This window comes from Acinetobacter sp. YH12254, assembly GCF_013417415.1.
GTDB lineage: Bacteria > Pseudomonadota > Gammaproteobacteria > Pseudomonadales > Moraxellaceae > Acinetobacter > Acinetobacter pseudolwoffii.
In genome coordinates this window covers 47,182-70,026 of the sequence record NZ_VPEB01000010.1, presented here as the reverse complement: position 1 = coordinate 70,026, position 22,845 = coordinate 47,182, and the positions used below count along the sequence as shown (strand labels likewise).

At 44.9% G+C, this 22,845-nt stretch carries 20 protein-coding genes and 1 pseudogene; 12 read left to right on the top strand and 9 right to left on the bottom strand.

Annotated elements, in window-relative coordinates; genetic code table 11:
- Positions 1 to 35 precede the first annotated feature (35 nt).
- From benA to pcaD, 9 genes are all read left to right on the top strand, one after another.
- The gene (benA, locus tag FTV29_RS09485; protein ID WP_180075416.1) at positions 36 to 1,424 is read left to right on the top strand and encodes a benzoate 1,2-dioxygenase large subunit; all 1,389 of its coding nucleotides are present in this window, start codon (positions 36 to 38) and stop codon (positions 1,422 to 1,424) included.
- Positions 1,421 to 1,912, top strand: a complete 492-nt coding sequence (gene benB, locus FTV29_RS09480) for a benzoate 1,2-dioxygenase small subunit (protein WP_154773527.1) — start codon at positions 1,421 to 1,423, stop codon at positions 1,910 to 1,912. Before benA ends, benB begins: the two co-directional genes overlap by 4 nt.
- A 96-nt stretch (positions 1,913 to 2,008) precedes the next feature.
- Positions 2,009 to 3,025 carry a benzoate 1,2-dioxygenase electron transfer component BenC gene (gene benC, locus FTV29_RS09475; protein WP_154773526.1) on the top strand — a complete coding sequence of 339 codons (1,017 nt, stop codon included), beginning with the start codon at positions 2,009 to 2,011 and terminating at the stop codon, positions 3,023 to 3,025.
- 27 nt (positions 3,026 to 3,052) lie between these two features.
- Positions 3,053 to 3,838 (top strand): benzoate diol dehydrogenase BenD, encoded by a 786-nt coding sequence (benD, locus tag FTV29_RS09470; RefSeq protein ID WP_154773525.1) that lies wholly within the window; start codon positions 3,053 to 3,055, stop codon positions 3,836 to 3,838.
- Positions 3,839 to 3,901: 63 nt separating this feature from the next.
- Positions 3,902 to 5,122 carry a benzoate/H(+) symporter BenE gene (benE, locus tag FTV29_RS09465; RefSeq protein WP_154773524.1) on the top strand — a complete coding sequence of 407 codons (1,221 nt, stop codon included), beginning with the start codon at positions 3,902 to 3,904 and terminating at the stop codon, positions 5,120 to 5,122.
- Positions 5,123 to 5,149: 27 nt separating this feature from the next.
- On the top strand, positions 5,150 to 5,836 hold the full coding sequence (locus FTV29_RS09460) for a 3-oxoacid CoA-transferase subunit A (RefSeq protein WP_154773523.1): 687 nt from the start codon (positions 5,150 to 5,152) through the stop codon (positions 5,834 to 5,836).
- Positions 5,837 to 5,856: 20 nt separating this feature from the next.
- Complete coding sequence (locus tag FTV29_RS09455) at positions 5,857 to 6,510, top strand: 3-oxoacid CoA-transferase subunit B (protein WP_180075415.1); 654 nt, start codon at positions 5,857 to 5,859, stop codon at positions 6,508 to 6,510.
- 140 nt (positions 6,511 to 6,650) lie between these two features.
- The gene (gene pcaF / locus FTV29_RS09450) at positions 6,651 to 7,856 is read left to right on the top strand and encodes a 3-oxoadipyl-CoA thiolase (RefSeq protein ID WP_180075414.1); all 1,206 of its coding nucleotides are present in this window, start codon (positions 6,651 to 6,653) and stop codon (positions 7,854 to 7,856) included.
- 63 nt (positions 7,857 to 7,919) lie between these two features.
- Complete coding sequence (gene pcaD, locus FTV29_RS09445) at positions 7,920 to 8,699, top strand: 3-oxoadipate enol-lactonase (RefSeq protein WP_005170799.1); 780 nt, start codon at positions 7,920 to 7,922, stop codon at positions 8,697 to 8,699.
- A gap of 69 nt (positions 8,700 to 8,768) precedes the next feature.
- Here pcaD and FTV29_RS09440 read toward each other — a convergent pair whose 3' ends face one another.
- Together FTV29_RS09440 and FTV29_RS09435 are read right to left on the bottom strand one after the other, a co-directional pair.
- The gene (locus FTV29_RS09440) at positions 8,769 to 9,656 is read right to left on the bottom strand and encodes a DMT family transporter (RefSeq protein ID WP_100328590.1); all 888 of its coding nucleotides are present in this window, start codon (positions 9,654 to 9,656) and stop codon (positions 8,769 to 8,771) included.
- Positions 9,657 to 9,772: 116 nt separating this feature from the next.
- Positions 9,773 to 10,219 (bottom strand): annotated as a pseudogene (locus tag FTV29_RS09435) (GNAT family N-acetyltransferase).
- A gap of 245 nt (positions 10,220 to 10,464) precedes the next feature.
- On the opposite strand from FTV29_RS09435, the gene FTV29_RS09430 reads away from it, so the two are divergent.
- Positions 10,465 to 11,541: a putative zinc-binding metallopeptidase gene (locus FTV29_RS09430; RefSeq protein ID WP_180075413.1), complete on the top strand. Its 1,077-nt coding sequence runs from the start codon at positions 10,465 to 10,467 to the stop codon at positions 11,539 to 11,541.
- Between the two features lie 88 nt (positions 11,542 to 11,629).
- Here FTV29_RS09430 and FTV29_RS09425 read toward each other — a convergent pair whose 3' ends face one another.
- From FTV29_RS09425 to FTV29_RS09415, 3 genes are all read right to left on the bottom strand, one after another.
- Positions 11,630 to 13,126 (bottom strand): succinate CoA transferase, encoded by a 1,497-nt coding sequence (locus FTV29_RS09425; RefSeq protein ID WP_180075412.1) that lies wholly within the window; start codon positions 13,124 to 13,126, stop codon positions 11,630 to 11,632.
- Positions 13,127 to 13,243: 117 nt separating this feature from the next.
- Positions 13,244 to 14,419, bottom strand: a complete 1,176-nt coding sequence (locus tag FTV29_RS09420) for a thiolase family protein (protein WP_180075445.1) — start codon at positions 14,417 to 14,419, stop codon at positions 13,244 to 13,246.
- Positions 14,420 to 14,498: 79 nt separating this feature from the next.
- Complete coding sequence (locus FTV29_RS09415) at positions 14,499 to 16,280, bottom strand: acyl-CoA dehydrogenase C-terminal domain-containing protein (RefSeq protein WP_005096978.1); 1,782 nt, start codon at positions 16,278 to 16,280, stop codon at positions 14,499 to 14,501.
- Between the two features lie 532 nt (positions 16,281 to 16,812).
- On the opposite strand from FTV29_RS09415, the gene FTV29_RS09410 reads away from it, so the two are divergent.
- Positions 16,813 to 17,418: a TetR/AcrR family transcriptional regulator gene (locus tag FTV29_RS09410; RefSeq protein WP_005096979.1), complete on the top strand. Its 606-nt coding sequence runs from the start codon at positions 16,813 to 16,815 to the stop codon at positions 17,416 to 17,418.
- 65 nt (positions 17,419 to 17,483) lie between these two features.
- Here the strand turns inward: FTV29_RS09410 and FTV29_RS09405 are convergent, their stop codons facing one another.
- The 4 genes from FTV29_RS09405 to cysK form a co-directional block, all read right to left on the bottom strand.
- Entirely contained in the window at positions 17,484 to 17,678 is a 195-nt protein-coding gene (locus tag FTV29_RS09405) for a heavy-metal-associated domain-containing protein (RefSeq protein WP_005096981.1), read from the bottom strand.
- Positions 17,679 to 17,752: 74 nt separating this feature from the next.
- Positions 17,753 to 18,160 (bottom strand): Cu(I)-responsive transcriptional regulator, encoded by a 408-nt coding sequence (gene cueR, locus FTV29_RS09400; protein ID WP_005096982.1) that lies wholly within the window; start codon positions 18,158 to 18,160, stop codon positions 17,753 to 17,755.
- Positions 18,157 to 20,859 carry a heavy metal translocating P-type ATPase gene (locus FTV29_RS09395; protein ID WP_180075411.1) on the bottom strand — a complete coding sequence of 901 codons (2,703 nt, stop codon included), beginning with the start codon at positions 20,857 to 20,859 and terminating at the stop codon, positions 18,157 to 18,159. The genes cueR and FTV29_RS09395 overlap by 4 nt, the downstream gene beginning before the upstream one ends.
- A gap of 191 nt (positions 20,860 to 21,050) precedes the next feature.
- Positions 21,051 to 22,049 carry a cysteine synthase A gene (gene cysK, locus FTV29_RS09390; protein ID WP_180075410.1) on the bottom strand — a complete coding sequence of 333 codons (999 nt, stop codon included), beginning with the start codon at positions 22,047 to 22,049 and terminating at the stop codon, positions 21,051 to 21,053.
- Between the two features lie 281 nt (positions 22,050 to 22,330).
- Here cysK and FTV29_RS09385 point away from each other — a divergent pair, with 281 nt between their 5' ends.
- On the top strand, positions 22,331 to 22,648 hold the full coding sequence (locus tag FTV29_RS09385; protein WP_005096987.1) for a helix-turn-helix transcriptional regulator: 318 nt from the start codon (positions 22,331 to 22,333) through the stop codon (positions 22,646 to 22,648).
- The last annotated feature ends 197 nt before the right edge of the window (positions 22,649 to 22,845 follow it).

Sequence of the window (22,845 nt, the reverse complement as noted above, 5' to 3'; positions counted from 1 at the left end):
CGCTGACTTCCCCCCAGGAAAGTCGGAGAAAGGACATGCCTCGTATTCCCGTAATTAACACCAGCCATCTTGATCGTATTGATGAACTACTGGTTGACGATTTTGAATCTGGTGAATTTAAACTTCACCGTTCTGTATTCACAGACCAAGCCCTGTTTGACCTGGAGATGAAATACATCTTTGAAGGCAACTGGGTTTATCTGGCGCATGAAAGCCAGATTCCAAACAACAACGATTTCTACACCACCTATATTGGCCGTCAACCCATTATCATTGCACGTAACCGTCAAGGTGAACTCAATGCAATGATCAATGCCTGTTCGCATCGCGGTGCACAATTGTGCCGTAACAAGAAAGGCAACAAAGCGACCTATACTTGCCCATTCCACGGCTGGACCTTTAATAACTCTGGTAAGTTGTTAAAAGTAAAAGACCCGGCAGAAGCAGGTTATTCAGATTGCTTCAACAAAGACGGTTCGCATGACTTGAAAAAAGTTGCCCGTTTTGAAAGCTATAAAGGCTTCCTGTTTGGTAGCTTGAATCCGGATGTTCCTTCACTGGAAGAATACCTGGGTGAAGCGACCAAGATCATTGACATGATCGTGGGTCAGTCTGATCAAGGTCTGGAAGTTTTACGTGGTTCTTCGACTTATACCTATGAAGGTAACTGGAAGTTGACTGCTGAAAACGGTGCCGATGGTTACCACGTATCTGCAGTACACTGGAACTACGCTGCAACGACTCAGCAACGTAAAGAAAAAGAAGCGGGTGACAACATTCGTGCCATGAGCGCTGGTTCATGGGGTAAACAAGGCGGTGGTTCTTACGGCTTTGAACACGGTCACATGCTGCTTTGGACACAATGGGCTAACCCGGAAGACCGTCCTAACTTTGCCAAGAAAGATGAATACACCGAGCAATACGGTGAAGCAATGGCGAAGTGGATGATCGAACGTTCACGTAACCTGTGCCTGTATCCAAACGTGTATTTCATGGATCAGTTCGGTTCACAAATCCGTGTATTACGTCCACTTTCTGTCGATAAGACTGAAGTCACGATTTACTGTATCGCGCCTAAAGGTGAAGAGCCAGAAGCACGCGCACGCCGTATCCGTCAGTACGAAGACTTCTTTAACGCATCAGGTATGGCAACTCCAGACGATCTTGAAGAATTCCGTGCATGTCAGGCGGGTTACGCAGGTATCGCGCTGGAATGGAACGATATGTGTCGCGGTTCTAAACACTGGATCCAAGGCCCGGATGATGCTGCCAACGAAATTGGTTTAAAACCAAAACTGTCTGGTATTAAAACTGAAGACGAAGGTCTATACCTGGCTCAACACCAGTACTGGTTAGAACTGATCAAAAAAGGCATCGCGACTGAAAAAGAAATTGCAGCATCTACTGAAGGAGAAAACGCATGAGCGACATCACTTTAGAAAAAATTGCGCAGTTCCTGTATCAAGAAGCCCGCTTTTTAGATGATGAGCAATGGGATGACTGGTTGACGTGTTATGCCCCTACTGCGTCTTTCTGGATGCCAGCTTGGGATGACGACGACAAACTGACCACAGATCCACAGTCTGAAATCTCTTTGATTTACTACCCTGACCGTCAAGGTCTGGAAGACCGTGTGTTCCGTATCAAGACTGAACGTTCATCTGCCACCATGCCGGATACCCGTACCTGCCATAACCTCAGCAATATTGAAATTGTTGAACGTGATGGTGACAAGGTAACTGTACGTTTTAACTGGAATACCTTGAGTTTCCGTTACAAAACTAACTACAGCTACTTCGGTATGTCACGTTATGAAATTGACTTTTCAGGCGACAAACCACAAATTTTAAGCAAATACGTGGTGCTGAAAAACGATTACATCAACCAGGTAATCGACGTTTATCACCTCTAAGACTGTATTCACTTACAGCAAGGTAAAAACCCTTTCAGTCAAACGGAAGCTTGGCTGAAAGGTTTAGTTTTAAAGATTTATATAGGATATTCAGCCATGTCAAACCACAATGTTGCACTTCAATTTGAAGATGGCGTTACACGTTTTATTTCTGTTAGCGACGGTGAAACACTGTCAGACGCGGCTTACCGTCAAAAGATCAATATTCCTTTGGACTGCCGTGATGGTGCTTGTGGAACGTGCCGTGCGTTTTGTGAATCAGGTTCGTATGACATGCCTGAAGAAACTTATATTGAAGATGCATTAACCCCTGAAGAAGCAGCTGAAGGCTACATTCTTGCGTGTCAATGTAAACCAACGTCTGACGCCGTATTCCAGATCCAGGCTTCTTCTGAAGTGTGCAAAACTGAAATTCATGCATTCCAGGGTACTTTGGCGCGTGTCGAAAACCTGTCTGATTCGACCATTACCTTTGACATTCAGTTAGATGAAGGTCAACCAGACATCCACTTCCTTGCCGGTCAATATGTGAACGTGGGTATTCCAGGTACCACTGAAACCCGTTCTTATTCATTCAGCTCTAAACCAGGCAACCGTTTAACCGGCTTTGTGGTACGTAACGTGCCAAACGGTAAAATGAGTGAGTTCTTGAGTGCCAATGCCAAAGCTGGCGACAAAATGACCTTTACTGGTCCATTTGGTAGCTTCTACCTGCGCCCTGTGGCTCGCCCTGTGTTGATGTTGGCGGGTGGTACAGGTATTGCACCATTCATGTCTATGCTGCAAGTACTGGAAGAAAAAGGTTCTGAACATCCGGTACGTTTAGTCTTTGGTGTGACCAATGACTTTGACCTGGTGGCAATTGAAAAACTGAACGAACTGCAAGACAAATTCCCTTGGTTCGAATACCGCACTGTGGTTGCTAACCCTGAATCTGCCCATGAGCGTAAAGGTTATGTAACTGGCCATATCGAAAACGAATGGCTGAATGGCGGCGATGTCGACATCTACCTATGTGGTCCAGTACCAATGGTAGAAGCGGTCCGCGGCTGGTTAGATGCTGAAGGCGTTAAACCTGCAAGCTTCCTGTTTGAAAAATTCTCTGCTAACTAAGTTTTATAGATAGAGCTGGAGAATCAAATGGATCGCTCAAAAAGATTTGAAAATAAAGTTGTAATCGTCACCGGTGCCGCGCAAGGCATCGGTCGCGGTGTGGCTTTACAGGTAGCAAGCGAAGGTGCACAAGTGGTGATGGCTGACCTTTCTCCGTATGTGGAAGAAGTGTTGGCTGAAATTGAAGAACTGGGTGGTGATGCGATTACAGTCAAAGCCAACCTGGAAACTTTTGCTGGTGCAGAATCTGTAGTTGCCAAAGCACTTGAGACCTATGGCCGTGTTGATGTTCTGATCAACAACGTCGGTGGCGCTATCTGGATGAAACCTTTCCAGGAATTTTCTGAAGAAGAAATCATTAAGGAAGTGAATCGTTCACTGTTCCCTACGCTGTGGTGCTGCCGCGCAGTATTACCAGAAATGATTAAAAATCAGAAAGGTACAATTGTAAACGTATCTTCTATTGCCACTCGTGGTATTAATCGTGTGCCCTATTCAGCATCTAAAGGTGGTGTAAACGGTTTAACCGCTTCGCTTGCCTTTGAACATGCCAAAGATGGTATTCGTGTCAATGCCATTGCTACTGGTGGTACAGAAGCACCTCCACGTAAAGTGCCACGTAATGCCAATCCACTGACTGAATCAGAAAAAGCGTGGATGCAGGAAGTGGTTGACCAAACTATCGACCGTACTTTCCTCGGACGTTATGGCACCATTCAGGAACAGGTGAATGCGATTGTATTCCTGGCTTCTGATGAATCATCGTACATGACAGGTACGGTTGTACCTGTAGGTGGTGGTGATCAGGGTTAAGCCTGATCATCCATTTTGAATAGTTAACAGGATCATGGTTAAACGCAAGGAGGCACATTACCAATGAATACCCTGTTCCAGGATTTAAAAAATGACTGGTCTATTTCAGCGACTGTTGCAGGATTTTTAGCAGTACTGATCTCTTATTCCGGGCCATTGATCATTTTTTTCCAGGCGGCACAGCAAGCCCAGGTTTCCCCAGCCATGATGATCTCATGGATTTGGGGTATTTCTATTGGTGCTGCGGTTGCAGGTATCTTTTTATCGATTAAATATAAAGTACCTGTGGTCACGGCCTGGTCTGCACCCGGCACAGCCTTACTGGTAACGCTGTTCCCGGATATATCGCTCAATGAAGCAGTTGCTGCTTATATCACCTCTGCTGTGGTGATTTTTTTGATTGGAATCACCGGTTATTTTGACAAATTGCTGTCCTGGATTCCGCAAGAAGTGGCTGCCGGCATGATGGCGGGAATTTTGGTGCAGTTTGGTTTAGGCCTGTTCACTGCTACCGATACCCTGCCGTACATTGTTTTTGGCATGTTGGCGGTTTTTTTATTGGCCAAGCGTTTTAGCCCACGTTATGCCATGGTCTGGGTACTGACAGCCGGTGTGATTTTAAGCCTGATACTGGGTCAGATTAATCCGGTGAATGCAAACTTCAGTTTGGCAATTCCGCAATTTATTGCGCCGGAATGGAGCTGGAATTCGACCCTGAATCTGGCATTGCCTTTGATTCTGGTCAGCCTGTCCGGACAGTTTTTACCGGGTATGGCGATTATGAAGCTCAGTGGCTATGACATGCCGGCCAAACCGATCATCAGCGCCACCAGTATTGCGTCACTTGCAGTGGCATGTGTGGGCGGAATTACCATCGTCCTTGCCTCAATTACCGCGGCATTATGTCTAGGTAAAGATGCGCATGAACTGAAAGAAAAGCGTTATATCGCCGGTGTGGCAAACGGTATTTTTTATATTTTAGGCGGGTTATTTGCCGGTAGCATCGTCATGCTATTCAGCTTGTTACCCAAAGAACTCATTGCAGCCTTGGCTGGACTTGCACTCCTCGGTGCAATTTCCACCAATATTTCGGTTGCCATGGGTAAAGAATCACAGCGTGATGCAGCCCTCATCACCTTTTTGGCCACTGCCTCTGGCATGCAGTTTTTAGGGCTAAGTTCTGTATTTTGGGGGATCTGTATTGGTCTGATTGCACATATGGTTTTAACCAAACGTGACGGCCCGACAGCCTCCCTACCTTCAACTCAAAGTTCCAAAAGTTAATGGACAGGCAATTGTCTAGGACACATTATGATTGATAAAAGTCAAACTTCTTTAACAGAAGTTCTTTCGCAAATTAAAGATGGTTCAACCATCATGATTGGTGGTTTTGGTACCGCAGGTCAGCCAGCGGAACTCATTGATGGTTTGATTGAACTTGGCATTAAAGATTTAATTATTGTCAACAACAACGCAGGTAATGGCGACTACGGTCTGGCTAAATTACTGAAAGCAGGTGCGGTACGTAAAATCATTTGCTCATTCCCACGTCAGTCTGACTCTTGGGTATTCGATGAATTATACCGTGCAGGCAAAATCGAATTAGAACTGGTTCCTCAAGGTAACCTAGCATGCCGTATTCAGGCTGCAGGTATGGGCTTGGGTCCAATCTACACCCCGACTGGTTTTGGTACGTTGCTGGCAGAAGGCAAACCGACCATGAACTATGAAGGTAAAGACTATGTACTGGAAAATCCAATCAAAGCCGACTTTGCTTTAATTAAAGCACAGCAAGGCGACCGTTGGGGTAACCTGGTGTACCGTAAATCTGCACGTAACTTTGGCCCAATCATGGCGATGGCGGCTGATGTCACTATTGCACAAGTCTCTGAAGTGGTTGAACTGGGTGCTTTAGACCCTGAGCATATTATTACCCCGGGTATTTTTGTTCAGCACGTTGTCGCGGTTGGCGCGAAACAACCAGAACAATCAGCATAAGCATCACGTAGGAGAACATCATGAGCTATACTAAATTAACACGTGATCAAATCGCTGAACGTGTGGCACAAGACATTCCAGACGGTGCTTATGTCAACCTGGGTATTGGCTTGCCAACCAAAATTTCGAACTACCTGCCTTCAGACAAAGACGTGTTCTTACATTCTGAAAATGGCTTATTGGCTTTTGGTCCACCACCTGCAAAAGGTGAAGAAGATCCTGAACTGATCAACGCAGGTAAAGAATATGTGACTTTACTGGAAGGCGGTGCTTTCTTCCATCATGGTGATTCATTCGCGATGATGCGTGGCGGTCACTTAGACATCGCGGTATTGGGTGCTTTTCAGGTCGCTGAAAATGGTGACTTGGCCAACTGGCATACTGGTGCACCTGATGCGATTCCTGCCGTGGGTGGTGCGATGGACTTGGCCGTAGGTGCGAAAAAAGTCTTTATTACGACTGACCACGTGACCAAAAAAGGCGAACCAAAAATTGTCGCTGAACTGACTTATCCTGCAACAGGCTTGAAATGTGTAGACCGCATTTACACTGACCTATGCGTGATTGACGTGACAGATGAAGGCATGAAAGTGATTGAGAAAGTTGAAGGCTTAAGCTTTGAAGAGCTACAGTCTTTAACTGGCGCTAAGCTGATTGATGCGACTCAAGGTTAATACACTTTAAAGATAATTTTAAATCCCCCTAAATCCCCCTTTTTCAAAGGGGGACTTCCATATCCCTAGATTTGTGTAGGGAACTCCTCCCTTTATTAAAGGGAGGTCGGGAGGGATTAAAATAATTTGGAAAAATAGATATGAAAAACGCATATATCATCGATGCCATCCGTACTCCATTTGGCCGTTACGCAGGTGGTTTAGCACCAGTCCGTGCTGATGACTTAGGCTCATTGCCAATTAAAGCGTTAATGCAACGTAACCCGTCAGTGAACTGGGAACAGGTCGATGACGTCATTTATGGCTGTGCCAACCAGGCCGGTGAAGACAACCGTAACGTGGGTCGTATGTCGGCTCTTTTAGCAGGTTTACCATACCAAGTTCCTGCAACCACGATTAACCGTCTGTGTGGTTCGTCACTGGACGCGATTGCCATTGCTGCGCGTACCATTAAAGCGGGCGAAGCTGAACTGATTATCGCAGGTGGCGTCGAGTCCATGAGCCGTGCACCATTTGTGATGGGTAAATCTGAATCTGCTTATGGCCGTAGCCAGAAGATTGAAGACACCACCATGGGCTGGCGTTTCATTAACCCGAAACTGAAAGAAATGTACGGCGTAGAAACTATGCCGCAAACTGCTGAAAATCTGGCGGAACAGTTCAACATTAACCGTGCCGATCAGGACCAGTTTGCTTTAACCAGCCAGCAACGTACTGCTGCTGCGCAAGCACGTGGTTTCTTTGATAAAGAAATCATTGCGGTGGAAATTCCACAACGTAAAGGTGAACCTGTGGTTGTTGCTAAAGACGAACATCCACGTGCATCGACTACCGCAGAAGCTCTGGCAAAACTGAAACCTGTGGTGAAAGCTGACGGTACTGTGACTGCAGGTAACGCATCTGGGATTAACGATGGTGCCGCTGCCCTGCTGATCGCGTCTGATGAAGCGGTGACTAAACACGGTTTAAAACCACGTGCCAAAATTATTGGTTCAACGGTTGTCGGTGTTGAACCACGCATCATGGGCTTTGGCCCGGCACCTGCCATCAAAAAGCTACTTGCTCAAACCGGCTTAACGCTAGAGCAGATGGATGTGATCGAGCTGAATGAAGCTTTTGCGGCCCAAGCACTGGCATGTACCCGTGATCTAGGCATTGAAGACGGCTCGGAAAAAGTCAATCCGAACGGTGGCGCAATTGCATTGGGTCATCCACTCGGCGCCTCTGGTGCACGTCTGGTGACCACTGCCTTGAACCAGCTGGAACAAACTGGCGGTCAATATGCACTCTGTTCAATGTGTATTGGTGTCGGTCAAGGTATTGCTTTGATTATCGAACGCGTCTAAAAGCAATATCACTTAATGAAAATTTCCCCTCCCTTTTTTAAAGGGAGGTCGGGAGGGATTTTAATGCCAACATTTACATCTAACGATGCACAAATTAATTACCAGACTTTTGGGGATGCCTCTAAACCTGCAATTGTGTTCTCCAATTCATTGGGCACCAAATTCAGCATGTGGCAGCCACAAATTGAATTTTTCCAGAAAGATTATTTCGTGGTGTGTTATGACACCCGTGGTCACGGTGGCTCGAGCGCACCACAAGGGCCATATACCCTGGATCAACTGGGTCAAGATGTAGTGAATCTACTGGATCATTTAAATATCCAGAAAGCTGCTTTCTGTGGCATTTCCATGGGTGGTCTGACTGGCCAATGGCTGGCAATTAACCGCCCAGAACGCTTTAACCAAGTGATTGTGTGTAATACGGCAGCCAAAATCGGTCAGGAACAGGCCTGGCTGGAACGTGCTGCACTGGTGCGTGAGCAAGGCTTGGCACCGATTGCATCGACCGCAGCATCACGCTGGTTTACCGAACCCTTTATTCAAAGCAACGCAGCAATTGTTGCAGAACTTTCAAACGACCTTGGAGCTGGCAGCCCGGAAGGTTATGCGAGTTGCTGTGAAGCTTTGGCTAAAGCGGATTTACGTGAACAGTTAAAGACAATTTCAGTTCCTGTATTGATTGTGGCAGGTCAGCAAGATCCTGTAACGACTGTTGCTGATGGTCAGTCGATGCAAGCCAGCATTGCCAATAGCCAACTGTTTGAAATCAATGCATCGCATATTTCCAATGTCGAGCAACCTGAAGCGTTCAATCAGGCAGTTCAGGCATTTATTGCAGCTTAAACTGCTCAAAAAAAGAAAAAAGCCACTGATCATCATCAGTGGCTTTTTTTTATCAAGATGGAGTCAGCATTAAGCCCAAATGACCAAAATCGCAGCGATCACCACCAAGCCCAACCCCCAATGTTCGGCACGTGCCAGTTTCTCCTTAAAGAAATATGCAGAAATCAGCATACTAAATAAAATCTCGATTTGACCTAGTGTTTTGACAATGGGCACACTCATCATGCTCATGGCAGTAAACCAGCCCAGCGATGCCATAAAGCTGCACACGCTGACTTTAAAGGTTAATCTCAAGCGTTGCCACATGGCCACTAAAGTCTGGCGGCTAAATAGACTCAGATAGATCAGCATACTGATGCATTGAAAACTGATGACCATCAGCAGTACCCATGCAGCACGATGGACAGTTGGCAATGTGCTTAGCTCCAGACTCGCCTCCCTGACCAAGAGTGAGGTAATCGCAAAACTTAAGCCGCTGCCGATTCCAATCGCTAAGGTCTGGGCAGAAAATCCACTGATCTGCTGGCCTTTACTCAGCAGGAATACAGCATAAGCACCGAGTACCACACCGATCCAGGCCAGTACCGATAAATGATCGGCTAAAAACACGACACCAATGACGGCGGCAAGAATGGCTTCACTTTTAGCCAAACCGACCCCAATCGCATAATTTTTTTGTTGAAACAGCTTCACCATCAATGCAGTTGCTAAAATCTGGCTCGAACCGGCAATCACAATATAGACCCAAAACCTGGGAGTAAAATGGATAATATTTTCAACGGGCTTGAAGTGATACAGGCTGTATAGATAGACCATGGCAAAAGGTAAGGCAAAGATAAACCGTGCCAGCGTGACCCCCCAAACATCGACCGTAGTGCTCAGCTGTTTTTGAAATGCATTGCGCCATGCCTGCATAAATGCAGCCATTAAGGTGAAAAAGATCCAGCTGATTGCCATAAAATGATTTGCATATATAACAAAAGTGAACCAATTCTATGCCGAAGTAAAAGGCATGACTAATTAAAAATGGAGTGAAGGTGAATAGCGGAAAGTTTGGATTGTTTTTAGATAGTTTAAATTTCAGCTAAATAGTCTTTTCGCATGGGAATAAAACGAATGCCATTTTCCTCAGTGTATTCGCCCATTTCAACAAAACCGAAGCGTTTATAAATATCCAAAGCATATAAACTGGATTTTACAGTAATAGATTGATGACCTTGGCTACGAATCTAATTTTCTAAAAAGCGCCACATTTGGCGACCGTAACCTTGACCTTGATAAGCCTTATTCAAGAAAAAATGCATGAAATGTGCCGGCGCTATATAAGCCACAACACCGACTATTCTGCAGTCAATTTCAGCCACATAATAATAAATATCTGGCCGTTCAAAAATGGTTTGAATTACTTCAGCTTTAAAACGTAAGCGTCCCTCTTCTGCCGTAGTGACAGCCTCTACAAATGGCGCAATGACTTCTACGATAGCAGATGTATCCTGAACAGTAGCTTTTCTAATGTTCATATTATTTTAAATTTCACCTTAACCTGGCTTTGTTGCAAAAACAGATCATCTGTCAATTTGTATTTCTCTAAGCAATCTTTTTCTATTAAAAATAACAAGTTATTTAGCTCACAATATAATACCAAGCATCCTCCACTTACAATTCAGCCATATAGAGTTTTTATTAAAATTTTTATGATGTTATTACAATAGGATGAAATTTAGGTAGGCATTCTAGACAGTTTGCTTCCCTACAGGGAGTTTAGATGAAACATTTTGAATGCGCCGTCTGCCAGCAACAGCTATTTTTTTACAAATCAGTCTGTGATCATTGTATGTCACCAATCGGCTATGTCGCTTCGGAAAAAGAGTTGTGCTCATTTAAAAAGCAGAGTGCTGATCAATGGATTCCAGTCTCCAAAAATTATCAGCATGCCAGTTATAAACCCTGTCATAACTATACGCACTATCAGGTATGTAACTGGATGATTCCCAGTAATGAAGATGAAGATTTTTGTGAGTCCTGTCAACTCACTCATGTGATTCCTGATCTGGAAAATTCAGAGAACCTGATTTACTGGTTTCGACTGGAAGAGGCCAAACGCCGCTTCCTTTATTTGGCGCAGCGTATGAACATGATGCCACGCCCCAAAAAATCTGAAGATGATCCATTTGGCCTGCGTTTTGATTTTTTACTGCCTGAAGATGATCAGCCGGTTTTGATTGGTCATGCCAATGGTGTGATTACCTTAAATGCGATTGAGGCGGATGTGGTGTATCGTGAAACAACGCGCGTGAATATGGGAGAAAATTACCGGACTTTATTGGGCCATTTTCGCCATGAAAGCGGACATTACTATTTTGCACTGATGCAACACTTACATCCGGAACTGATTGAAGAGTTTCGTCACTATTTTGGTGATGAGCGGCAAAATTACAGTGAGGCGCTGCAAACTTATTATAATGACGGCGCCCCGATCAACTGGCAGGAAAACTATATTAGTGCTTATGCCACCGCACATCCTTGGGAAGACTGGGCAGAAACCTGGGCGCATTATCTGCATATGATGGAAACACTGGAAACTGCTTACTATGCTGGAATCCGCGTTATTGGCAATGGTGGCTATCTGGCCAGCATGGATTTTAAAGAATGTCCAATTGGCGGACAGGATGTTGAACATATTCTTGCAAACTGGGTTACCTTAACCTTTAATTTAAATGCCTTGAACCGTTGTATGGGTCTGGAAGACGCCTACCCATTCAAGCTGACCGAAGCGGTAAAAGACAAGCTTCGATTTATACATCGGCATGTACTGGAAAAAGTTTTTAAATCATCCAAATGATCTCTAAACGACAAAAAACTGAATGTAATAAAATGAATAAAGCCCGTATACGACGGGCTTTATTTGACGATCAATGTGATTAAACGTATTAAGCGGTTTTCATTGAACCGGTTTCTTCAAATTGGGCATGCCAAGACAAAGCTTCATTCAATAAATGCGGTGTCTGACCACCACGCGCACAGGCACGCTCAAAATAATGATTTAAACTTTCGCGGTAATCTGGATGAGCACAGATATCGATAATCTTGCGGGCACGTTCACGCGGTGCCAAACCACGCAGATCTGCCAAACCTTGCTCAGTCACCAGAATATCAACGTCATGATCGGTATGGTCGGTATGGCTGACTAGAGGAACGACTGAAGAAATCGCACCACCTTTGGCATAGGATTTGGTCACAAAGATGGCAATATGCGCATGACGGGTAAAATCTCCCGAGCCTCCAATACCGTTCATCATCTTGGTGCCAGCGACATGGGTTGAATTCACATTCCCGTAAATATCAAACTCCAGTGCGGTATTGATTGCAATTATACCCAGACGGCGAATCAGCTCAGGGTTGTTGGAAAGTTCCTGTGGACGCAAGACAATTTTATCTTTGTATCGATCAAAATTGTTCATCACCCGTGCGGCACAGTCATCGGTCAGGGTCATGGAACAACCTGAAGCAAAGGTCATCTTGCCTGAATCGATAAGCTGGAAAGTGCAATCCTGCAAGACTTCAGAATACATTTCCAGATTATTGAAATTGGAATGTTCGAAGCCGGCAAAGACCGCATTGGCCACGGAGCCCACACCGGATTGCAGCGGCCCCAGATTTTCAGGTAAACGCCCTGCTGCCACTTCCTGTTCAAAGAAATGAATCAGGTGACTGGCAATCGCCAGCGTTTCTTGATCCGGTTCGTCCATGCCAAAGGAAGTGTCTGGAATCTCATTGATGACAATCGCAGAAATTTTTTCAGGTGCAACATGAATCCCGATTGTTCCAATTTTGTCACTGGCTTGAGTCAGAGGAATTGGCTCGCGGTTTGGGCGCGCTTGAGGTACATAGATATCGTGAACACCTTCTAGTACGGGATTAATCGTCATATCAATTTCAATAATGACCCGATCTGCCATTTCGATGAAATTTGCAGAATTTCCGCAAGAGCCTGTCGGAATAATCTGACCGTCTTCAGTAATCGCAGTTGCAGCAATTACAGCCACATTAATCGCTGGCAAGTTTTTATGACGGATATTATCGGCCAGTTCAGAGAGATGCTGATCGACATACATCACTTCACCGGCATTAATCGCTTTACGTAAAGAAGGATCTGCCTGATAAGGATAACGGCGGGTTATGACATGTGCTTCATTGAGTTTTCCATCAATCCGGTTCCCCAGACTTGCACCTGTCGCCAAGGTAATATGAATTGGATACTTCTGTGCATATTCAGCCAAGGCCAAAGGCACAGTTTTCGCTTCACCTGCCCCCCCAAAACCACTTAAACCAACTACATCGCCATCTTGAATCAGTTGTAGTGCTTTTTCGACAGATACGACTTTATCTTGTAATGGGAGCAAACGAATGCGCTCTAAACCGTTCATAAAAAATCTCAAAAATATAAAATAAAGAGGCGTCTGCTCCTGGTGAACCAAGAGCATTAGCGTCTAAATCAATCAATAATTAATTTTGCTAATTCGAGCATTGAATTTTGGCTGGACTTAAACCAGTTCCACTGCAATCGCAGTTGCTTCACCGCCACCGATACACAGTGCGGCAATACCTTTCTTGCCACCAGTACGTTTTAAGGCATGAATCAAGGTCACAATAATACGGGAACCAGAAGACCCCAGTGGATGACCGAGCGCACATGCGCCACCGTTGATGTTGACTTTTGCAGTATCCAGTTTAAAGCCATCAATGGCTAGCATCGTCACCATGGCAAAAGCCTCATTGATTTCCCAGAGGTCAACATCGGCGGCATCCCAACCGGTTTTTTTCAGCACTTTTTCAATCGCACCGACAGGTGCAATGGTGAATTCCGAAGGATGCTGCGAATGGCTGGCATAGGCCAGAATATTAGCCAGGGGTTTTAAGTTACGCTGTGCAGCAATTTCACTAGAGGTGACCACCAGTGCTGAAGCACCGTCTGAAATTGAACTGGCATTTGCTGCGGTAATGGTTCCGTCTTTTTTGAAGGCTGGACGCAAGCTTGGAATTTTGTCTGTTTTGGCATTTAAAGGTTGTTCATCCTGCTCAACCACCACATCGCCTTTACGGTTACTGACAGTGACTGCTACGATTTCATCTTTAAAGAAGCCTTGCTGAACAGCCGTCACCGCTTTGTTTAATGAGCCAATGGCATAATCGTCCTGCTGTTCGCGGGTATAGCCTTTTTTATCTGCCATTTCCTGTGCCAGAATTCCCATCGACAGACCTGTTTCTGCATCTTCCAGCCCTTCCTGGAACATATGATCAATGACCTTTCCATGCCCCATACGGAATCCGGCACGTGCCTTGTCCATCAAATATGGTGCGTTCGACATCGACTCCATACCGCCAGCCACCACAATCTCTGCTGAACCGGCTTTGATCGCATCTGCTGCCTGCATCACGGCTTTCATACCAGAACCACAAATTTTATTAATCGTGGTCGCCCCCGTGGAATCCGGTAGACCCGCCTGACGCATGGCCTGACGTGCCGGACCCTGTTTTAAACCAGCAGGAAGAACGCAGCCCATAATCACTTCATCAATATCATTGGCCGACAGACCTGCACGTGCCACTACTTCTTTAATTGCCACAGCACCCAAATCTGGCGCGGTACAGCTTGAAAGTGAGCCTTGAAAACCGCCCATTGCGGTACGTACAGCTTCTACAATTACAATCATTCTAATCTCATCCTTTTTCATCATTGTTATTTAACACCGCACAGCAGAAGCTCTGCAGTGTTTGTCCTTCGCAATACTTGCCGGTTTAAGCCTGTGCAGTGAAATAGTCTTCAGGTAATTGCATGACCAGTTCTGCACCTGCCTGAATACGTTGAATTCGGGCACTCAAATCCGGGAGAACTTTGGCGACATAATAATTCGCCAGTACCAATTTGTTCTGGAAATAGCTATCGTCTTTCGTTGCTGCAGCTTTGCTGATACGCGCATACATATACACAAAACTGAGCAGACCCACCGCATGCAGATAATCGACCGCAATCGAGTTAGCAAAGTCCGGATTCAGTTGAGACTGCTCGACGATAAAGCTGGTGATGTCTTCCAGTTGCTGACAGGTCTCTAATGTCGCCGTTTTAATCGTCAATGAATCATCCAGACCTTGGGCGAACTCGCGGATTTCAGCGATATACTCTGCAATATAAGCACCTTTACATTTGGTAGTTTTACGGCCAATCAGGTCAATTGCCTGCACACCATTGGTGCCTTCATAAATTTGTGAAATGCGCAGATCGCGAATACATTGTTCCATACCCCATTCACGGATATAACCATGACCACCGAAGCACATTTGCGCTTCCAGTGCAGAATCTAATGCTTTATCAGTCAGATATGCTTTGGCAATTGGGGTTAACAGAGCCACACGGTCGGTCGCTTTACGCACCGCTTCAGCATCGGTCGAATATTTGGTGATATCCAGCTGCTGACCGACATAGACAGCAAAGGCACGAGATGCTTCATTGTTGGCGCGCACATTCAGCAACATCCGGCGCACATCACCATGTACCAGAATCGAATCGGCTGGTTTTTCCGGTGATTTCGCACCGGTCGAGGCGCGTCCCTGTAAACGGTCTGTCGCATATTGTGCCGCATTCTGATAAGCAAATTCTGCCGCGCCAATGCCCTGAATTCCCATCGACAGACGTTCGTAGTTCATCATCACGAACATGCCGGCCAGTCCTTCATTTTCGTTACCGACCATATAAGCTTTGGCACCATCAAAGTTCATGACGCAGGTCGCTGAGCCTTTAATTCCCATCTTATGTTCGATTGAACCCGCAGATACTGCATTACGTTCACCGAGTGAACCATCTGCATTCACCAGAAATTTCGGCACAATAAACAGGGAAATGCCACGTGAACCGGCGGGTGCATTTGGTGTTTTTGCCAGCACCAGATGAATGATATTTTCACTCAGGTCATGTTCACCGCTGGTAATAAAGATTTTGGTACCGCTGATGTTATAGCTGCCATCTTCATTGGGTTCAGCCTTGGTTTTGATTATGCCAAGATCAGTACCTGAATGTGGCTCAGTCAGACACATGGTGCCCGACCATTCGCCTGTATAGAATTTTGGTAAATAGGTTTCTTTCTGTTCTTGTGAAGCGCGATCATTGATCGCCATGCCTGCACCTACGGTTAACAGCGGGTAAAGCATAAATGATGGATTAGTACTCCAGATCATTTCATCGGCCAGCACGGTCAGCATTTTTGGCATATTCTGCCCGCCCCATTCTTCACTGGCACCTAAACCTACCCAGCCACCTTCAGCAAACTGCTTAAAGGCATCTTTAAAGCCTGTAGGTGTGGTCACTTCACCATGTTTAAACTGAGCACCACCTTCTTCATCCGCAGGACGATTCAGGTCAAGAATGACATTCTTGGAAAATTTGGCCATCTCTTCCAGAATTGCATTTGCAGTTGCCATATCTAAATGTGCAAGATTTTCATTACCTTGCCAAAATTGTTCAGCTTGAAACACATCATTTAAAATAAATTCCATGTCTTTTAGCGGCGCATTATAAATAGGCATTCTTACATTCCTTAACTGGTGATACTCAATTCTGTTGCTGAGCGTTTTATAATCATTGATTAATGAAAATCTTTTTTATGATTTTACTTCAATCAATGCATATCAATCGAAAATCATCATCTCGAATTAATCCAGCAGTAAATCTCATTCAACTAAATAAGCGACATAAAATTTAAAAACCCAAGCTTTATGTCACCGTTATTTACTGAACCAAGCAGGCTTAAAATGATTCTTTATTCACCACTATAATCCTTTGCCAGGACGGTCTTAAACCGAATAATGATTTCACTTGATGTGCTGAAACAATAAAATAATTATGCTGAAAATGGAATTTTATTTAGCAAAGTTGATCTCTAGGGTTCAGTTTTCTTGACAATATTTCCAGACTGACACCATATATATTTTTCATTGTCAGCAGTTGCTGCATAAATATACAAAATTAGATAAATATCACGACCTTAGTTTTATAGCTATCTTGGGTAAAATTGAATATTCTTGAAAGGTTCTTTTTCGAAAAATATGGACCAAGAAGATGACGACTGTAAGACAGCAGAACTTCCTTCTTCGTAAAGAGAAGATCCTGAGCATGGCTGAAAGCCTGCTACTGGACAATAATCAGGACATTACCCTGAGTGAACTTGCCAGTGAACTGGACATCGCGAAAGGAACGATCTACAAGCATTTCAAAAGCAAGAACCAGTTATATTTAGAACTAATTATTCTGAATGAAAAAAGAATCCTGGAAATATCAAAAAAATATAATAACGATATTAAAAATTATGTTTCGCAATATATGCTCTATCACATGCTCAATTCCAATCGCACCATCCTGTTGCATGTGATTGAAGAGCGTTTAACCAATAATGAAAAAAACCTGAAAGATTTATTTCAGGAGCTTTATCGGATTCGTGAAGAACGGATTATCCGGATTAAAGACATGACCCATGATTATCTGGTGGCTTTAGAAAGTGCCATGTCGATTCGGGATTATTTGTCTTATATCTGGACCGTGACTTATGGAGCTTCACTATTATTAAATTCAACCAATTATCAAAAAGCGATTGGTTCGCGTGAACGTCTGATTAAACTGTATATTAATCAGGCGCTGATGACCCCGGATAAAATCTCGTCAGTCTAAGCCCTATAATAAAAAATGCCGGATTGAATCCGGCATTTTATTTCAATTGAATGACTTAACAAATATCAAGCAGCAATTGGCGGAAATCCGTCTTCGGTTAAAGCCGCGACAATCTCGGACTCAGTGACTGTCGATTCAACTTCGACCAGCTTAGTCGCCACATCTATATGAACGGTGGCATTTTCATCCAGATCTTTAATCGTAGCAGTCACACTGCGTGCACAGCCACCACAGGTCATATTTTCAATACGGAATTTCATATTTAGCTCCATAGGATCGCTTTAAAAATTAATGTGATTGGGCAGATTATATTTAACCTGAGCTGCAGATCAGCTCAGTGCTGCTCAGGGACGACACCCTGTTCAATCTGTTTTAAAATCTGGCAATCGGACTGTTCATTGCCGGCACACTGCTCCACCGATTGCTGTAATATCACCAGCATATGCTGCATATCGGCAATTTTCTGTTGTAAAAACTGGATATGTTTTTCGGCCAGCTGTTTCACCTCGCTACTCTGACGTGAGCTGTTCAGCCACAGGCCGAGTAATTCTTTCATCTGCTCTGAAGAAAAGCCGAGTTCGCGTGCATGTTGAATAAAACTTAAGGTTTTAATGTCCGCATCAGTATAAACCCGATAACCTGCATCGCTTCGTTTCGCAGCAGGCAACAACCCGATGTCTTCATAATAACGAATCATTTTTGCAGAGATGCCGGAACGTTTTGCCGCCTGACCAATATTCATCCTGCTTGCTCCTTGAACTGTACCGCTTTGTAGGCTTTTAATCTCAAAGCATTAGTGACAACAAACACGGAAGACAATGCCATCGCGCCTGCGGCAAACATTGGTGATAACAAGATGCCCCAGAATGGATAGAGCACCCCGGCAGCGATCGGGATTAAAGCAATATTATAGACAAAGGCCCAGAACAGGTTCTGCCGGATATTGCGCATGGTGGCCTGACTCAGACCAATTCCGGTGGCCACATGCTGTAAATTACCTGACATCAACACCACATCGGCTGCCTCAATCGCGACATCGGTGCCTGTACCAATCGCCATGCCAACATCAGCCTGTGCCAGTGCCGGGGCATCATTGATTCCGTCTCCGACAAAAGTGAGTACGCCATATTGCTGCTGGAGTTGACGTACCGCATCCACTTTCTCATGCGGTAAAACTTCCGCAATTACCTGATCAATTTTCAGCTGTTTGGCAATGGCCTGCGCGGTATGCTGATTGTCACCGGTGATCATCGCCACTTTCAGACCCTGCTCATGCAAGGCCTGAATCGCACTATAGGTAGTTGCTTTAATCGGATCCGCGACGGCAATAATAGCCGCCAGCTTTTGATTGATCGCCACATATAAGGGACTACGGCCCTGATCACCGAGTTTTTGTGCAGTAGACCGAAACAGATCGACATTTAGACCCAAGTCCTGCATCAGACGTTCAGCCCCAATATGCAGCTGCTGACCAGCTACCTGTGCCTTGACCCCTGCGCCGGTGATCGAATCAAAATCTGTGACTTCACTCAGTTCCAGTTGTTGCTCATGAGCTGCCTGAACAATGGCATGGGCAATCGGATGTTCTGACTTGGCTTCAACCGAAGCCACCAGTTGCAATACAGTCTGCTGATTAAAATCTGCTGTGACTTCAAAGTCCGTCAGCAACGGTTTTCCTTCAGTCAAGGTTCCGGTTTTATCAAGTGCGACGACTTGGGTTTGTTGTAATAACTGTAAAGCTTCACCCTTACGAAACAGCACGCCCAGTTCAGCGGCACGCCCAGTTCCGACCATAATTGAGGTCGGCGTTGCCAGCCCCATCGCACACGGACAGGCAATAATCAGCACCGCCACGGCGTTGACCAATGCATAGGTCAGATTGGGTTCAGGCCCAAACAGGAACCAGACCATGAAGGTCAAGGCCGCCAGTGCCATGACGGCAGGTACAAACCATAAAGTCACTTTATCCACCACCGCCTGAATCGGTAGTTTCGAGCCTTGTGCCTGTTCCACCATCTCAATAATCTGCGCCAGTACAGAATCCTGTCCGACCGCAGTGGCCCTGATTTGCAAGGTTCCATTCTGGTTCACTGTACCACCCACCACCTGATCCCCTGCCTGTTTGGCCACGGGTAAAGGCTCACCACTCATCATTGCTTCATCGATATAACTTTGCCCGGCAACCACTTCACCATCGACGGCGACTTTTTCACCCGGGCGGATTTCAATCAGCATGCCCTGTTGTACATCGGCAATCGCCAGATCAACCCAGTTGCCATGCTGTTGTACCCGTGCGGTTTTCGGTTGCAAGCCGACCAGATACTGAATCGCTTCTGAGGTTTTACCTTTGGCTTTGGCTTCCAGATACCGCCCCAGTAAAATCAGCGCAACAATGACAGCTGCCGCTTCAAAATATACATGGACGGTGGACTGGGGTAACAGCTGCGGAAAAAAGGTCGCAATGCAGGAAAATCCATAAGCTGCGATTGTTCCGACTGCGACCAGAGAATTCATATCCGGCGCCAAACGCAATAAAGCCGGAATACCATGCTGATAAAAACGCCGTCCCGGAATCAGCAGTACCAGGGTGGTCAATACAAACTGGATGTACCAGCTGTTTTGTGTTCCCAGTGTATGGGTAATCCAGTGATGAAAAGCTGGGATCAGATGTGAACCCATTTCCAGAATAAATACGGGAATTGCCAGAACAAGTGCCAACCATAAATCGCGTTTCAGCTGTGCAGTTTCATTGGCTTTCTTTTCCTGAAAAGCCACATGATTCTCTGCTGAGAGATCGGTACCGGATTTTAGTGTGGCTTGATAACCAGCTTTCTCCACAGCAGCAATCAATGCCGGAATCTGGGATTGTGAGGCTTTCACCCAGGCAGTTTCGGTGGCTAGATTGACCTGCGCCTCGCTGACGCCTTCTACTTTCAATAAGGCTTTTTCGACTCGTACCACACATGAAGCACAAGTCATACCTTCAATTGCCAGTTCAATCCGGTCAGTCTGAATATCAAAACCGGCTTTTTGCACCGCCTGAGTCAACTTGGACAATGGCACAGAATTGATTAGACTCACATGCGCCTTTTCAGTGGCCAGATTCACGTGTGCATCCAGTACACCTTCTACTTTTTTTAGGGCTTTTTCTACGCGAGCCACACAAGATGTACAGGTCATGCCTTCAATATTCAAAGCAAACTGTTGCGTCGGTACATCAAAGCCAGTTTTTTCAATTGCTTGAACTAGCACAGCGGCAGCAATCGACTGCTGGCTTTTAATAAAAGCTTTTTCAGTCGACAGGTTGACAGATGCCTCAACCACGCCCTCAATTTTTTTCAAGGCTTTTTCGACCCGAGCCACGCAGGATGCACAGGTCATACCGCCAATCTGCACCTGCTGTTCATATAACCGGATGCTGTCTTGTTCTGCCATGCCCATCTCCATGCATCAACTTGCTGCCGATGCTATAGCTTAAACATTCCCAGCATGGCAAGGTCAAGTCTTTCATTTAAATATTTTAGGAAAGATAAAGCGGTATTGCGATTGGATGTTCATCCAAGAACCAAATAAAAGCCCGAAGATGACTTCGGGCTTTTATAGCAGTGTTTAAAATATTGAATGCATCAATTTTATTCGGCAGAAATATCTTCAAACAGAACCGAAGACAGGTAGCGTTCACCGCCATCTGGCAAAATCACCACAATATTTTTACCGGCATTTTCAGGGCGTGCAGCCAGTTGTGCCGCTGCCGCCATGGCCGCACCACTTGAAATGCCGACCAAAATACCTTCCTGAGCTGCAGTTTTGCGTGCCCACTCGATTGCCTCTGCGCTATTAATGGCAATCACTTCATCGACCAGATCTAAATCCAGGTTGCCCGGAATAAAGTTGGCTCCGATACCTTGAATTTTGTGTGGTCCCGGTGTCAGCGTTTCGCCGCGTTTGGCCTGACCAATAATTGCAGATTCAGCAGGTTCCACCGCCACCGAATATAGAGGCTTATTTTTAACTTTCTCAAAGTAACGCGAAATACCGGTAATGGTTCCGCCTGTTCCGACACCTGCGACCAGAATATCGACATTACCCGCCGTAGCTTCCCAGATTTCTGGACCTGTGGTTTCTTCATGAATTTTTGGATTGGCCGGATTTTCAAACTGTTGTGGCAGGTAGTACAGTTCAGGATTTTCATTGACTAGACGTTGTGCTTCTTCAATCGCGCCTTTCATGCCTTTGGCCGGATCAGTCAATACCAGATTGGCACCCAGTGCTTTCACCACCTTACGGCGTTCAATACTCATGCTTGAAGGCATGGTCAAAGTAATGTCATAACCTTTGGCTGCCGCAACAAAAGCCAATGCAATACCGGTATTGCCACTAGTCGGCTCGACAATATGCATACCGGGTTTGAGCTTGCCAGATTTTTCAGCATCATTAATCAATGCTGCACCAATACGGCACTTGACTGAAAATGCCGGATTACGGCTTTCAATTTTCGCAAGTACAGTGGCTGGACCGGAAATCACACGATTAATACGAACAAGCGGTGTATTTCCAATCGCGTCTGCATTATTACTATAAACCGCTATCCCTAAATTATTTGGTGTTGGAAAAGCTGAATCTGTACTCATGATGATATCCCTGATGTTATTGGTTCAAGTCGCTTAAACATCATACAAGCATTTTTTTGCTTTGTAGATGTTTGATGAAACTTGCACTTGATTGCACGAATGTGAACTAAAATACTTTCTGCACTATGCAATAAATTTATCTTATCTATCAATATTTAAAATATAATTTTAATTGATAATTCAATTCATTAAAAACCATAAAACTTAACTGTTTTTAGCAAGGTATTACGAGCTAAGACCCGTATAATTAACGGGCTGTAACTTTATAATGGACATATTGAATGAAAACCGATTTTGAAATCACGACTATGCGCGATTCAGCAGAACAGGTCGTTGGCATTTTAAAATCCCTGGCCAATACCGACCGTCTCCTTATTTTATGCCATCTCTCTCAAGCGGAACTGAATGTTTCAGAAATTGAGGAAATAACTGAGATTAAACAGCCAACACTTTCCCAGCAGCTCATGATGCTGCGCAAAAGTGATGTAGTGAATACCCGTCGGGATGGTAAACAGATCTATTATTCAATTAAAGATCAAAATTTGATTGTGGTATTGACTACGCTTTATCAGCTGTATTGTGCGAATCAAATTAAATAGTTTATTTTTAAACACTATTTAACGCCAAAACACACTTCTCTACCCCATTGATCTGGCAGAAATAACGACTTTGTAGAAAATCGCTATAGCTGCTTCAAGAAAATGGAGGCCAGACCTAGCTGATTTATTTTAAAAACATAAATCATCACAAATTCGACCCCTTAAGATTTCTTAGCAGAATTTGTGCATAATATATC